The sequence below is a fragment of the Nocardia sp. NPDC003999 genome, assembly GCF_053604885.1.
In genome coordinates this window covers 363663-377392 of the sequence record NZ_JBSGIB010000003.1, presented here as the reverse complement: position 1 = coordinate 377392, position 13730 = coordinate 363663, and the positions used below count along the sequence as shown (strand labels likewise).

Annotated in this window: 15 protein-coding genes; 7 read left to right on the top strand and 8 right to left on the bottom strand. The window is 69.2% G+C overall.

The features are described from left to right. Positions 1-18 precede the first annotated feature (18 nt). The 3 genes from ACWESM_RS09280 to ACWESM_RS09270 all read right to left on the bottom strand — a co-directional run bounded on the left by ACWESM_RS09280 (position 19) and on the right by ACWESM_RS09270 (position 2223). Entirely contained in the window at positions 19-1047 is a 1029-nt protein-coding gene (locus ACWESM_RS09280; RefSeq protein ID WP_364428145.1) for an adenylate/guanylate cyclase domain-containing protein, read from the bottom strand. A 25-nt stretch (positions 1048-1072) separates the two neighbouring features. Further along, entirely contained in the window at positions 1073-1399 is a 327-nt protein-coding gene (locus tag ACWESM_RS09275; protein ID WP_364428148.1) for a hypothetical protein, read from the bottom strand. A gap of 338 nt (positions 1400-1737) precedes the next feature. Further along, positions 1738-2223 (bottom strand): DUF4383 domain-containing protein, encoded by a 486-nt coding sequence (locus tag ACWESM_RS09270; protein ID WP_412805621.1) that lies wholly within the window; start codon positions 2221-2223, stop codon positions 1738-1740. A gap of 1034 nt (positions 2224-3257) precedes the next feature. Here ACWESM_RS09270 and ACWESM_RS09265 point away from each other — a divergent pair. Together ACWESM_RS09265 and ACWESM_RS09260 are read left to right on the top strand one after the other, a co-directional pair. Continuing rightward, positions 3258-5102, top strand: a complete 1845-nt coding sequence (locus tag ACWESM_RS09265) for an ABC transporter ATP-binding protein (protein ID WP_364428152.1) — start codon at positions 3258-3260, stop codon at positions 5100-5102. Next, positions 5099-6934, top strand: coding sequence for an ABC transporter ATP-binding protein (locus ACWESM_RS09260; RefSeq protein WP_452491240.1), 1836 nt, complete (start codon positions 5099-5101; stop codon positions 6932-6934). The genes ACWESM_RS09265 and ACWESM_RS09260 overlap by 4 nt, the downstream gene beginning before the upstream one ends. Positions 6935-7042: 108 nt before the next feature. Here ACWESM_RS09260 and ACWESM_RS09255 read toward each other — a convergent pair whose 3' ends face one another. Together ACWESM_RS09255 and ACWESM_RS09250 are read right to left on the bottom strand one after the other, a co-directional pair. After that, positions 7043-7348 carry a hypothetical protein gene (locus tag ACWESM_RS09255; protein WP_355077673.1) on the bottom strand — a complete coding sequence of 102 codons (306 nt, stop codon included), beginning with the start codon at positions 7346-7348 and terminating at the stop codon, positions 7043-7045. A gap of 172 nt (positions 7349-7520) precedes the next feature. Further along, positions 7521-8111 carry an HdeD family acid-resistance protein gene (locus tag ACWESM_RS09250; protein ID WP_355077672.1) on the bottom strand — a complete coding sequence of 197 codons (591 nt, stop codon included), beginning with the start codon at positions 8109-8111 and terminating at the stop codon, positions 7521-7523. Between the two features lie 213 nt (positions 8112-8324). Here ACWESM_RS09250 and ACWESM_RS09245 point away from each other — a divergent pair, with 213 nt between their 5' ends. Next, a complete protein-coding gene (locus ACWESM_RS09245) occupies positions 8325-9311 on the top strand; it encodes a glycosyltransferase family 9 protein (RefSeq protein WP_356962128.1) in 987 nt (328 codons plus the stop codon). Positions 9312-9341: 30 nt separating this feature from the next. Here ACWESM_RS09245 and ACWESM_RS09240 read toward each other — a convergent pair whose 3' ends face one another. Further along, positions 9342-9662 (bottom strand): ArsR/SmtB family transcription factor, encoded by a 321-nt coding sequence (locus tag ACWESM_RS09240; protein ID WP_356962127.1) that lies wholly within the window; start codon positions 9660-9662, stop codon positions 9342-9344. Between the two features lie 183 nt (positions 9663-9845). Between ACWESM_RS09240 and ACWESM_RS09235 the strand changes: the two genes are divergently transcribed. The 3 genes from ACWESM_RS09235 to ACWESM_RS09225 all read left to right on the top strand — a co-directional run bounded on the left by ACWESM_RS09235 (position 9846) and on the right by ACWESM_RS09225 (position 11930). Continuing rightward, positions 9846-10562: a M23 family metallopeptidase gene (locus ACWESM_RS09235; protein ID WP_452491239.1), complete on the top strand. Its 717-nt coding sequence runs from the start codon at positions 9846-9848 to the stop codon at positions 10560-10562. Next, positions 10546-10728 (top strand): hypothetical protein, encoded by a 183-nt coding sequence (locus ACWESM_RS09230; protein WP_452491238.1) that lies wholly within the window; start codon positions 10546-10548, stop codon positions 10726-10728. Before ACWESM_RS09235 ends, ACWESM_RS09230 begins: the two co-directional genes overlap by 17 nt. Positions 10729-10868: 140 nt before the next feature. After that, positions 10869-11930 (top strand): hypothetical protein, encoded by a 1062-nt coding sequence (locus ACWESM_RS09225; RefSeq protein ID WP_452491237.1) that lies wholly within the window; start codon positions 10869-10871, stop codon positions 11928-11930. Here ACWESM_RS09225 and ACWESM_RS09220 read toward each other — a convergent pair. Continuing rightward, on the bottom strand, positions 11902-12222 hold the full coding sequence (locus ACWESM_RS09220; RefSeq protein WP_355077663.1) for a hypothetical protein: 321 nt from the start codon (positions 12220-12222) through the stop codon (positions 11902-11904). The two genes, ACWESM_RS09225 and ACWESM_RS09220, sit on opposite strands and share 29 nt — an antisense overlap. Positions 12223-12465: 243 nt before the next feature. Here ACWESM_RS09220 and ACWESM_RS09215 point away from each other — a divergent pair, with 243 nt between their 5' ends. After that, positions 12466-12801 carry an RNA polymerase-binding protein RbpA gene (locus tag ACWESM_RS09215; protein ID WP_355077661.1) on the top strand — a complete coding sequence of 112 codons (336 nt, stop codon included), beginning with the start codon at positions 12466-12468 and terminating at the stop codon, positions 12799-12801. Between the two features lie 76 nt (positions 12802-12877). On the opposite strand, the gene ACWESM_RS09210 is transcribed toward ACWESM_RS09215, so the two are convergent. Further along, on the bottom strand, positions 12878-13660 hold the full coding sequence (locus ACWESM_RS09210) for an ABC transporter permease (RefSeq protein ID WP_355077700.1): 783 nt from the start codon (positions 13658-13660) through the stop codon (positions 12878-12880). Between the last annotated feature and the right edge of the window lie 70 nt (positions 13661-13730).

The window sequence follows — 13730 nt, the reverse complement described above, 5'->3', positions numbered from 1 at the left end:
CCACGGGGCGGTAGCCGGTCAGCTTTGTTTCCGCTGGCGCTCTCGCAACACGTGGGAACGCAATCGTGAGAATCCCTTGACCCGCACGCTGCGCAGATGGCGCAAGAGGAATTGGTCGTCGTCATCCAGAGCCGCGGCGGCGCCGTCGTCGAGGAGGACGGTCCCAGGGCGGGCCACGCCGGTGAGCCGAGCGGCGACGTTGACCACCGTGCCGTAGAGGTCGCCGAAGCGGGTGAGGACGGGCCCGTACGCCAGGCCCACCCGGATCTGGGGCATTTCCGGAACGGTTTGCGCCGCTCGGGCGACCGCCGCGTGCATCGCCAGGGCGATTCGCGCACCGTCGCGGGCATTCTCGGCGGCGAACATCACCTCGTCGCCCACGTTCTTGATCACCCAGCCGCCGTGGGCGGTGACCGCTTCGGTGGTGGTGGTCTCGAATGTCTCCAGCAGATCCGTCAACTCGTCGAGGTCGAGGTGACGGGAAAGCCGGGTGTAGCCGACCATATCGGCGAAGCCGACGAGCAGTTGGCGTGTGGCGCCATCGGATTCGAGTGAGCGGCTCAGCGCCGCGGCGAGATGTCGTTGCCACGCGTACTGCTGCAGATCGGTGAGCACCGCGATGGTCCGGGCAGTGGCCTGGCGGTTCGATTCGGACATCGACTGCCCGCCTTCGGCGGCGATGCGGCTGCCGATCTCACGGGCGATCAGATCCGCCTGCCACTCGGCCAGTCGCGCCATCGCCTGACCGACACTGCGGGCGGCGGCGATCTGACTCTGCTCGCTCGCCCCCGCGACCGGGTCCATCGCGGTGAAGTGGCGCACCGCGGCGATGTCGGCATCGGTGAACACCACGTCGTCGTCACTCGCCGTGGCGGGGAAGCCGAGCGCCACCCACAGCTTCTTGGCCCGTTCGACAGACACTCCGGAAAGCTCGGCCACCTGGGCGCGCGTGTACCGTCGTGGGCCGCCGAGCAACGACTGCTCGACCACAGCGTCGACCACGTCGGTCACCGCACCGGATTCGATCACCCCGCCAGTACAGCACATGCGGCGGCGACCGGCGCCCGATGATTCATGCCCAGATTCGCGACAGCGCCGAACGGGAGTACGTCTGCTGGGGCGTCACGGTGATCAGGTCGCAAACCTCGACGAGTTCGCCCGGCACCGCATTGCCGAAGTGGTGCAGACCCGGTGCGATCACGGCGTCGACGCCGAAGGTGCGAACGACGTCGACGAGGCGATCCACCGGTGCGTCGGTGCCGGCGCCGAAGGTCACCGTCTTACACAACTCGTAACCCAGGCGTTTTGCCATACTCCGCATCTGCGCTTCGTCCCAATCCTGGGACACACCCGAGACGTCCTTGCGGAGATATCCCAGTGCGGGTGGTTTGGCCCTCATCGGTACTCCCTTGCCGCGTTGCCGAAGTAGTCGAAGCGCCTGCACTCCTGCGGCTCGCGCGGTGTCGGCGCATCGAATTGCAGGCTGAGCAAGTTATTGACATCATATGTTGTCAACAGCAGTCGATGTCAACATGTGAGGCGTTCGACAAAGCGACTTTCCGGCATCGCCCGCACCGAGCGTACCGCCGAAGGGCGAGCTGCGCCGGTTGCGCCGCCTGGCGATGGGATTCGTTGAACCACAACATTTTTCGGTAACAGACCGGACACGGGGTGGTGTCGGGACACAGCCTTCGAACCGGCGGTCCATTCCCATGGACGACGCGGCCGATGCGTCGGCTATTCCAGAATTCCGGTCTGCCTGCCCGCGCCGGGCGCCTGGGTCAGTGGCCGCCGCGCCAAGACCGCACCGAGGGCGATCATGCCCGCGCCGAGCACGAAATGCAGCCAATTGTCGGCCGTATCGAGCGGCACGAAGTTCGCGTCGCTGCCGGGGTTCACGACGAGTCCGTACAGCCACAGCACGAGATAGAGGGCACCGCCGCCGAGGAGGAACGCGCGCGCCGACGGAGCCGTGCGGGCGGCCAGCACTCCGGCGAGGCCGAAAGCCAGATGGACCGCGTTGTGCAGCACCGACACGCTGAACAGACCGAGCAACTGGGCCTGCGAGTGATGTCCCGCCCAATCGAGTTCGCCGTAATCGGTCGTGATCCCCGGAATGAACCCCAGGATCCCGACCAGGAGGAACGCGGCTCCCACCGCCATGGCGGCGACCTGAAGAGGAGACCGCCGATCCGTTGTCGCGCCCGGTGTGGAATTGGACATCGCCGAACCAGCCCTTTCGGTGTGGGTGGACCTCCGTCCCCACCGTGCTACCCGGGCGACAACGAGGCAAACAACGACAGCCCAGCCCGGCGGGACGACATCGCCCCGCAGCGAGCGGCAGAGTCCGAGCACCGCCCATCGCGACGAACGAGCGAGACATGGTCGTGCTGAGACGCCACCCACATACTGTGCGACAGAGGCACTTTCGTGATTAGCATCTCCTCCGTTCGGCGCACCGAAAGCCACGGCGGCGAAAGCATCGGCGTTCGCGCTGGTTATTCCGTTCGCAGCGGGGTCGGTCGCGGCTTTCGGACACGATTGCGGAGGCATCGGCCCCGCGCCGCGGACTCGCGCGCGCCATCCGGTCGGTGAATACTGTTGACGACTCGAAAACAACTGTCCGCCTTGGTAAGCCGACGCAGTCTGTCAACCGGATGGTGATGCCAGGGAGGCAAGGACCGTGTTGGTCTGGTGTGTTGTGACGATGATCGTGGTCGTTCTGCTGGGAGGAGCGGCGTCGGCGATGGCATGGGATCCGCGGGGGCGTCGCCGCTCGGCCGCCGCTACGCCGGTTCCGGTGTCGGTGACCTCGGAGTCCACCGTGCCGAACCAGGGCGAGTGGCCGCGCACACGGTGAACGCGACGTCCGGCCCGCAAGAGGGATACCCGGACGAGTGCACGGGCGCGGTAGCGACGATGCGCCGGCCGCTGTCGCCGGAGGCGCGTTTGCGGCCGCATTGCTCGCTTTAGCACCTTCCGTCATCAGCGGCATACTCGGAATCTCTCGGGCGCATTCTGTTCGCACGAAGGTGCGGTCGTAGCCTTCCCCCGGATCGGGATCGCACCGGCGGCAAGATCGTCCGCACCACCGCCGAACTTTTGCCGGGAAGCATCGTCGTCCCCGCGATTTCCGATCACGCTGATCGAGTCCATTGCTGCCGATTCACGATCCGAGGCACGGTTGTCCAGGGCAGGCAGGCGGTTGGAGGCGTGGTGGCGAACGGATCAGCCCGGACATTCCGGTGTCCGGGGTCATGAGCTACGGGAGAGGCGCACTGCTCGCCGCGGCCGCCGACAGCGAGGCCGGGCAGGACCCCCGCACCCTGCGCAGCGGGCTGGCGATCATGCTGCGCGGGTGCGGGCGGGCACCGGGCGCCGCCGCGGTCGCGATCGGCTCCGGCCTGGTGAACGCGTGCTGCATGGTGCTCGCCGCGAGAGCCGTCGGATGGAGTACGGAGCACGTGGTGGTCGCGAGCTTCGCCGAGGGCCGTTTCCTGGCGGGCGCCGCCGCGACCGGTGCGGCCTTCGTGCTGGCGGTCTCGCTGCTGCGCATCGCGACGATCATCCTGCGCGGTGTGGCGACCGGCACGGTGCAATACCGCAACGAGGCCCAGACCCGCAAAGCCGTGGTCGCGCAATACCTGCGGCTGGGCATCGCCTGGCATCGCCGCAGGCCGGCTGGGCAACTGGTCTCCCGCGCGATCTCCGACGTGGAGACGGCCTGGGATCCCATGCAGCACTTCCCTTTCGCGGTCGGTATGACCGCCATGCTGCTGTTGGTCATGGTCGACATCGCGCTCGCCGACCTCTGGCTCGCTCTGATCGCGCTGGTGCTCATCCCGCTGGTGCTGGCCGCGAATCTGCTCTACCAACGGGTGCTCGCACCGCGGGCCCGGGCGGCTCAGCAGCAGCGAGCACTGGTCAGCGGGCTCGCGCACGAGGCCATCGCCGGACGGCAGGTGGTGCGCACCCTCGGCATCGGCGATCGGGAGATCGATCGTTTCGCGGCGGCCGCCGACGCCTCCCGCGCGGCGAACCGGCACATGGGCAACGCGAGCGCCGTCTTCGACCCCGCGATCGAGCTGATGCCGCCCCTGGCGGCGCTGGCCATCCTGGCCGTCGGCGTGGCACGGGTCGACGCCGGGCTGCTCGGCGTCGGCGCCCTGGTGGAGGTGATCTACCTGCTCATCACCACCGCGATTCCGCTCAACGTCATCGCCCGCTTCCTCGGCGTGCTACCGCTGGGCGTGGCGGGGCAGACCCGAGTCGACCACGTACTCACCGCCGCCGACCGCCCGGCGCACGGGCAGCTCCCACTCGGCGCGCACGATCGCGGCGTCGCCGTGCAGCTCGCCGGAGCCGGTTACGGCTACACCGGCGACACCCGCGCGGTGCGCGACCTGACCGTACGGGTACGTCCCGGCGCCGTACTGGCGGTGGTCGGCGCGACCGGCGCGGGCAAGAGCACGCTGCTGGCGCTGCTGGCGCATCTGCTCGAGGCCGACCGGGGCGCGGTCGCGCTCACCGGGGTCGACACCCGGCGCCTCGCACCGGACGCGGTGCGCCGCCGGACCGCGCTGGTCACCCAGAACGCCTTCTTGTTCGCCGACACCGCTCGCGCCAACATCACCCTCGGCGCCGCGGCCTCGGACGAAGAGATCGAGCGCGCGCTGCGCATCGCCGACGCCGCGGGGTTCGTCGGCCGCCTCCCCGACGGCCTGGACACCTACCTCAGCGAAACCGTGCAACTCTCCGGTGGTCAACGTCAGCGGTTGGCGCTGGCGCGCGCCGTCTTCCGCCGCCCCGGCCTGCTCCTGCTCGACGACGCCACCTCCGCGCTGGATCCCCTGGTGGAGCGGACCGTGGTGGAGGCGCTGCGCGCCGAGTACGCGGGCGACGACCGCCGCACCACGGTGGTGCTGGTCGGGCATCGCGCCGCGACGGTCGGTCTCGCCGACACCGTGGTTTTCCTCGCCGGTGGACGCATCGTCGCGCAGGGACGGCACGAGGACCTTCTCGCTACCGAACCGGCGTATCGCGCGCTGCTCGGCGCATACCACGCGTCCGATCAGACCGACACCATGGAGCCGGCGTGGTGAACACGAGTCCAACCGAGCCGACGGGACCCGACTACCGAACCACCGGTCTACTGCGCCGGGTGCGCCGCGACACCGTGCTGTCCCGCCGCACTCTCGCGGTGATCTTGCTACTGGCCGTCGTCGCGGCCTCCGGCCGGATCGTCATCCCCGTCACCATCCAATACGCCCTCGACCACGCGCTGCTCGGTGCGATCGACCAGGCCACCCGCGCACGCGTCGTGACCGGCGCCGTGTTCGCCGGAGTACTCGCGGTACTGCTGGCGATGCTCGCTTCCGCGTTGATGAACCACCGGGTCATCCGCACCGTCGAGCAGGCACTGCTGGATCTGCGGGTGGCCGCCTTCGCCCGCATCCTGCGCCTTTCCCCCGCCCATCCCCGCGCGGATTCCGCAGGCGCTCTCGTCGCGCGCGTCACCAACGACGTCGACGTGGTCACGCTGTACGCCCAGTCCGGCGGAATCACACTGGTGCAGAACATCTCTCAGATGCTGCTGGCGCTCGTGGTGATGCTGGTCTACTCGTGGCCGCTCGCGCTGCTCGTGCTATTGATCGGCATCGGCGTCCCGGTCGCGGGCCACACGTTGCAGCAGTGGGTGGCGCGCCGCTTCGATGCCGTGCGCCGAAGCATCGGCGAACTCTACGGCGGCCTGCTGGAAGTGCTCGTCGGCATCGACACCATCCGCGGTTACGGCATCGAGGAACGGATGCGCGCCCGCGCCGACACGCAGATCGACGCCGTTCTCGACGCCCAGCGGCGCACCCTGTGGCCGATGGGATTCAACGTCTCCATCGGCGAGGTCGCCAGCGGGCTCATCACCACCTCGGTGGTGGTGGCGGGCACCGCGGCCGGAATGGGCGTGCTGGGACCGGAACTCGGGCTCAGCGCGGGCGACATCGTCGCCTTCCTGTTCCTGGTGACCTTCTTCGTCCGACCCATGCAGTTCGCCGTCAGCAGCCTCGCCGACGCCCGCAATGCCGAGGCCGGCCTGCGGCGCGTGGTCGAAATCCTGGACATCCCCGAGGAATCCACGGCGGCTCGGCGCACAACGCTGCCATCCGGTCCGGCTACCGTGGAACTGCGCGGCGTCGGCTTCCACTACTCCCCCGACCGGCCCGCGTTACGCGGCCTGGACGTGCGTATCGCGCCCGGCGAGCACGTCGCCGTCGTCGGCGAGACCGGCTCCGGCAAGAGCACTTTCGCGAAACTCGTGACCCGGCAGCTGCTGCCGACCAGCGGCACGCTCACCCTGTGGGGTGTCGACCTCACCGAGATCGCCGACGAAGCACTCACCCGGCGGGTCGCGATCGTCCCGCAGGACGCCTTCCTCTTCGATCGCACCGTCGGCGAGAACATCGCGCTCGGTCGCGCGGGCGATTCCCGCGACGCCGTGCTCGACGTACTGGCCCGGCTCGGGTTGCGGGACTGGGTGCGGACTCTGCCGCAGGGACTGGAGACTCCGGTCGGCCAGCGCGGCGAGGCCTTGTCGGCGGGTGAACGCCAGCTCGTGGCCTTGGCCAGGACCGCACTGGTCGATCCGGATCTGCTCGTCCTCGACGAGGCCACCAGCGGCGTCGACGCGGGCACCGACGTGCGGGTGCAACACGCGCTGGCGCGCCTCACCCGCGGCCGCACCACCCTCACGATCGCGCATCGGATGCACACGGCCGAGACCGCCGATCGGGTGCTGCTCTTCCACGAGGGCCGGATCACCGAGGACGGCACCCACACCGAACTGCTCGAACGCGGCGGGCGCTACGCGCGCCTCCACGCGGTGTGGGCACGCGACACCGTGTCGCCCTCACAACGGATTCCCACCGACGTCGGCGGGTGATCCGGGGCGCGGCAGGCGATCACGGAAACGGCCGAGGCGGTCGCACCACACCGACGAAGTTCGTGCGATGGGTGACGCCACGCCTCGGCCGCCATTGCGACGAGCGGCTCAGCTGACGGAGACGCTGCCGCCCTTGGGCAGATACCCGATCTTCTCCACGGGCAGCTCGCCGACCACGGAACCGGTGCAGTCCCTTCCGGAGTACAGCGTGACGGCACGATCGGTGCTGTTGACGACGGTGATCTGGAACGTGGTGTAGAAAAGTCCGTCGGTGTTCAGGCAGCCCACCGGATCCGCGTGCAGTTCGCCGTTGATCCCCAGCGTGCCGACCGCGGCCTGCGCCGTCCCCGCCGACAGCATGGCCGCGGCCCCCGCCAGGGCCAGCGCACCGACAAACCCAGCAGTACGAATCATTCGTGCCTCCAGTTCTTTTCGATGTCGACCAACCCCGAAGCCGACTTCTGGTGAAAATGCGCCTGTGATTCTGTCACGAGTTCCAGCAGGACGGAACCGCGCTGGTCAGGCGCACGCGAACACGGCACCGCCCGGCCGGGCACCGGTGGCGCCCCGCCGAGCGGGCTCGTGATCAGGCGACAGCGCCCTCGGCGCGAAGGGCCTTGACCTCCCGGCGCACCCCGAACGCCACGATGATCTCCATGAGGCCGACGATGATCAGCCACACTCCGGCCAGGACGGCCAGCGTGGCCACCGACCGCACCGGCCAGACGATCAGCACGACACCGGCCGCCGCGGTGACGACCCCGAAGAGGACCTGCCACCAGCGTCCCGGCATCTCCGGTTCGGAGATGCCGGCCACCAGCAGCGCGATCCCGCGAAACAGCCAGCCGATGCCGATCCACAACCCGAGCAGCAGCAACGAGGCCAGTTCGTCGCGGAAGCAGAACACGCCGATCACGATGGACAGCACGCCGATGATGAACGCCAGCACCCGCAGGCCGGTGCTCGCCGGTGCGCCGAAGGCGGCGACCAGCTGCAGGAAGCCGGTGACCACGAGGTAGATGCCGAAGACGATGCCCGCCGCCGCCAGAGTGATGTCGGGCCAGACCAGGATCAGGATGCCGAGGATCACCGCGAAAACGCCGGTCAGCAGGATGGTTTGCCACGCACGGCGGGCAAGAGACTGCAGTGGACCCTCTACCACGCTGTTTGTCGTCATTCACTGATGCTATAGCCGCTCCACATGAGTTCTCTGGACATTTGCTGAGTGGGATTCCTCGCGGTTTTCCGGTAGGCGCGACAACGTTGCGCGGTGTTCACGTTTCGCTGTTCGAACGTCCGGGTAGTTATCCCTTAGTGACTCTTCCTTGGCGCCCCTGGGCTGAACGGGTGGGTCGGGGTTCGGTGAGACTCGGGTGGCTAGGAGAAGAGGGTGGCGGTTCTGCTCGTGTTGCAGGCGCGTGGGCTGGGTGATCTACTCACCGCGGTCCCGGCTCTACGTGCGCTGCGCCGGGCCAAACCGCACGATCGCATCGTTTTGGCGGCACCGCTGCGACTCAAACCGATCGTCGACCTGATCGCCTCGGTCGACGCCTTGATGCCGACCGCCGATCCGAGCGGCTTCCGCTGGGACGCGCCTCCCCCCGAGTTGGCGGTCAACCTGCACGGCTCGAGCGCCGAAAGTATCGTCACGCTGTCCAAGACCCGGGCCGAGCGCATACTCACCTTCCGCAATCCCGCGTTCCCCGAGTTGTCCGGCCCGGAGTGGGAACCGGACATGCACCAGGTGGACCGCTGGTGTCACCTGCTGGAGTACGACGGCATCGGCGCGGATCGCCGCAACCTCGGACTGGTTCCGCCGGTGTCGACGACCAGCCGCCGCGACTGCGTGGTCGTGCACGTCGGCGCGGGCGCACCGGCTCGCCGCTGGCCGGCGGACCGGTTCGCCGCCGTCGTCCGGCACCTGCTCGCCCTCGGGCGAGAGGTGGTTCTCACCGGGGACGAATACGAACGCCAACTCGCGCTGGGCATCGCCGCGCGGGCAGGCCTGCCCGTGGGCCGGGTGCTCGCCGGGCAGCAGAACCTCATCGACCTGGCCGCCACCGTCGCCGAGGCGGCCCTGGTGATCTGCGGAGACACCGGCGTGGCGCATCTGGCCACGGCGTTCGGCACCCGCACCGTCCTGTTGTTCGGCCCGACGCCGCCGCGGTGGGCGGGTCCGCCCGCGCACCTGCTCGGCAGGCACGCCGTGCTGTGGACCGGCCACGTCGGCGATCCGGACGCCGACACCCCCGACCCCGGTCTGTTGCAGATCGGCGTCACCGAGGTGATCAACGCCGTCGACAAGCAGCTGAGCAAGCGCAATTGGCCCGGCACGGGTACCGACCGCCGTAAGACGGCGTATCGACGCGTGGGATGACAGGCGTTCGGTGCGGTCGCACCGCCGCGGTCAAGCGTTCGCCGTCGCGGCGGTTTCGAGGGCCGCGGAATAGGCGGCGATCGCACTCGGCCAGAACTGCTCGAGGTAGTCGCGGGCGTCGGCGAGACCGCGCGGGTCGAGGGAATACAGCCTGCGGTTGCCGTCCGGCCGCATCATCACCAACCGCGCCTCGCGCAGCACACGCAGATGCTGTGAGACCGCCGAGCTGGTCACTCCGAGTTCTCGAGCGAGTTCGCCGACCGAGCGCGCGGCCTGCGGCAGGGCCTCGAAGATCGCGCGGCGGGTCGGGTCCGCCAGCGCCGTGATGGCACGAACTCCATTAGTCGCCACTCACACAGTCTGCGCACCCAGCTTTTCTCCGGTCAACTATCGACACGGCATCGTCTTCCCAGCTCGCATGGGAATCCGGCGCCTTTCGTCACCTTTCTGTGACCGGCGAGCTGGGTTTTTGCCCGGCGGTGACGGTTGCCACAGGATTGCGGATACCCGAGACGGCTGCCGTACGTTCGACGCATGCCCGTGACCTTTCCGTTACCGATCCGTCGCGCCGCGACGCGGTTGCGCCGTGATCGCGCCGCCGCCCGCGTCGTCGCCGCCTCCGCGGTCGTCACCGCCTCCTTCGGCATCCTCGCCGCGGCGCAGCAGGACGAGGACACCGACGCGTCCGCCCGTCTCGTCGCGGGGAAGATCGCCTCGGGCGAGATCCGCCCGGCCGAGGGCATGGCTCGATTCGCCGTCTTCACCCCGCCGACCGGTCCGGCGCCGCAGGCCGCCCCGATGCCCGCGCCCTCGGACGTGAACCGCATCGCGCAGAACTTCGCGCGCCCCATGACCGTCCGGCCCGCAGCGGGCGTGCTCACCTCGAATTTCGGCACGCGCTGGGGCGCGATGCACGCGGGCCTGGATTTCGGTGACCCGCTCGGAGCTCCGATCGCCGCGGTCACCGACGGCGTCGTGATCGAGGCCGGTCCCGCTTCGGGCTTCGGCCTGTGGGTGCGCGTGCAGCAGGACGACGGCACCATCGGCGTCTACGGCCACGTGAACGACATCCTCGCCACCGTCGGACAGCAGGTCCGCGCGGGCGACGTCATCGCGACGGTCGGCAATCGTGGCTACTCCACCGGCCCGCATCTGCACTACGAGGTCCGTCTGCCCGACGGCAGGCCGATCGATCCGCGGCCCTGGCTGGCCGGACGCGGCATCGACGTCGGGTATGCGCAGGAGGACTGATCTCGCGAACGGACCCGGCGACAACGCCGTCGCCCGCGAGGGCCGCGAACGCAACGACGCGTTCGCGGCCCGCTTCTTCTCTCCAGGCGGGCCGGGCACGCCGGGCACGACGGCCCGCGATCTCGCCGCGGGATCACATCGTGTGAGCCGACCGGACGAGCTGTGACAGCGAGCCGGGGCACGAGCTATGCGGCGGCATGTGCGTCTGCGGTACCGACCGATCGTGTCGCCCGATACCCGGGTACTAGGCGCGAATAGCGCCGCGGCGGGACGCCCTCCGGCGTCCGTGATTTCTACGTTCGGTCCATGTCCACAACATATTTCGCCACCGCGCCCGAAGACGGGTCGCGGGCGAGCGCGAAGACGGCGACGCGCGGGCGACTGCATCGGCCACTGCTGGGCACGGTCGCCGCGATGACGGCGCTCGTCCTGTTCTCCCTCGCGGCGATGCCGATCGACGACCGCACGCTGCTCGGCGAATCGGTCTGGCTCAAGCCGATGAAATTCGGCCTGGCGTTCGCGCTCTACAGCCTCACCCTGGCGTGGCTGCTGTCGTTGCCGCACAAGGGCAGCCGGGTCACCTGGTGGCTGGGCTCGGTGTTCGCGGTGACCGGATTCATCGATGTGGGATTCATCGTGCTGCAGGCCGCACGCGGCACGTTCAGCCACTTCAATACCGAGGACGACCCGGTGAACTCGATCGGGCAGATGGTCTTCGCCTCCGGCGTGCCCGGCCTGTTCCTGGCCAACCTGCTCATCGTGCTGATCTTGTCCTGGCAGCGTTTGGTGGACCGCCCGACCGCACGCGCTGTCCACGCCGGACTGGCACTGGCCGTGGCGGGCATGGCGCTGGGCTACCTGATGGGCTTCACCGGCAAGCAACTCGTCCGCGACAGTGACGGACGAATCGTCGAATTGGCCGCCGGGCACACGGTGCTGTCCGGCGCGGGCGATCTCGCCGCGCGCGACGCCACGCGCGGCATGCCGATCACGCACTGGAGCACGGTCGGCGGAGACCTGCGCGTTCCGCACTTCGTTGGGCTGCACGGCATCCAGGTGCTGCTGCTGGTGGCCGTCGCGCTCGCCTGGCTCGCTCCCCGGTACCGCTGGCTGCGCCCCGAACGCGCCCGCGCGGCCGTCGTGGGTGTGCTCGCGGCGGGCTACACCGGCCTGCTGGCGCTGGTCTTCTGGCAGGCGATGCGCGGCCAGTCGCTGGTCCACCCGGACACCGCCACCTGGTCGGCGGGCTGCGGACTCGCCGCGACCGTAGTCGCGCTGCTCGCCGCGGCGTATCTACGCCACCGCGACCGCGCCGCACACCCGAACCCGGCGGACCCGGTCAGCGCAGACGTTCCGCGTCACGGGTGAGCGCGACCAGCGTCTTGCCGAGCACGGCCAGCTCATCGGGCGTCGCCCCCTCCGCGATGGCGGTGGCGACGTCCTCGGCGGCGCAGCGGGCAGCGAACCAGCGATCGGCCAAGTCGGCGGCCTCCTGGGCACTGAGTACCACCGCGTCGTCGGGAATCCCCGTTCCCTTCAGACTGTTGCGGTGTTCGTAGGCGCGTTGGCGACAGGACTGGCGGCAGTACCGGCGACGGCGGCCGGCCTCCGATTCCACGATCTCCCGCCCACACCACTGGCAGGACAAGCGGCGCGACATGACGCAGAACACTAATAGCTCGCCATCCGCGGTCCACTCAGCGACCCCCGGCGAATCACCCGCCATCGGGCGCGACGAGTCCTGTGCGCCGCGGGCACTACAATGGAACGGTTCACCGCGGCCGCGTCGGGAACTATCGGCGCAGGCCCGATCGTTGTACATCAGGTCCGGCGGGTGCCACGCGCACTCGCGCGGACACGGTCGCAGCGCACGAAGACTCGAGCACACAGGGAGAGGCACACCATGGCAGATCGCGTACTCCGAGGCAGTCGGCTCGGAGCGGTGAGCTACGAGACCGATCGCGACCACGACCTGGCTCCGCGTCGGATCGCCCGGTACCGGACCGACAACGGCGAGGAATTCGACGTTCCCTTCGCCGACGACGCCGAGATCCCGCCGACCTGGCTGTGCCGCAACGGCCAGGAGGGCGTGCTGGTCGAAGGCACCAGCCAGGAGACCAAGAAGGTCAAGCCGCCGCGCACGCATTGGGACATGCTGCTGGAACGCCGCAGCAAGGAGGAGCTCGAGGAGTTGCTCAAGGAGCGCTTGGAGCTGCTCAAGACCCGCCGCCGCGCCTGACGGTTCGCGAATACTGAAACGGCCGCCGCATCGTCCGGATGCCGGCGGCCGTTCGCTGTTCGCGTGGTCGTGCGGGTCAGTGACTGGCCACCTTGCGGTAGCGCAGCAGCGCCAGCGGCACGGCCACCACGAGGATCGCCACCGAGCAGGCTGCCGCGTATTCGACGCTGTGGTCGGCGGCCCAGCCGCTGGGCGGGACGAAGGTGGGCGGCGAGTCGTTGTCGAACAGCTTTCGTCCCGCCGCCGACACCGCGGTGATCGGATTCCACTCGGCGATCGTGCGCAGCGGACCCGGCAGCGTCTCGGCCGAGATGAACGCCGAGGAGATGAACGTCAGCGGGAACAGCCAGATCAGTCCGGCGCTCTGTGCCACTTCGACGGTCGGCGACATCAGGCCCGTCAGCGCGCCGACCCAGGACATCGCGAAGGCGAACAGCAGGATCACCGCGAACGCCAGCACGGCGTCGGAGACGCTGCCGTGGATGCGCCAGCCCACGATGTACCCGCACCCGACCATCACCGCCAAACTCAGGATGTTGACCACCAGGTCCGACAGCGTGCGGCCCATCAGCACGGCCAGCCGCGACATCGGCAGCGCGCGCATCCGGTCGATGATGCCCTTCTGCAGGTCCCCGGCCAGGCCGACCGTGGTGAACGCGGCGTTGAACGCCACCGTCTGGGTGAAGATGCCCGCGAGCAGGAATTCGCGGTATTGGCCGCCGCCCAGCGAGGCGCCGAAGATGTAGGCGAACAAGAACACGAACATCAGCGGTTGGATCGTGGCCGTCACCAGCAGCGTCGGCACGCGCAGAATGGTGAGCAGATTGCGGTGCGCGACGATCGCGCTGTCCCGGAACAACCGCAGCCGCGGGGCGGAATTCGGTTGCGTCGCGGCCTTTTTCGGCTCCTGTTCCGCCTTCGCGGCGGCC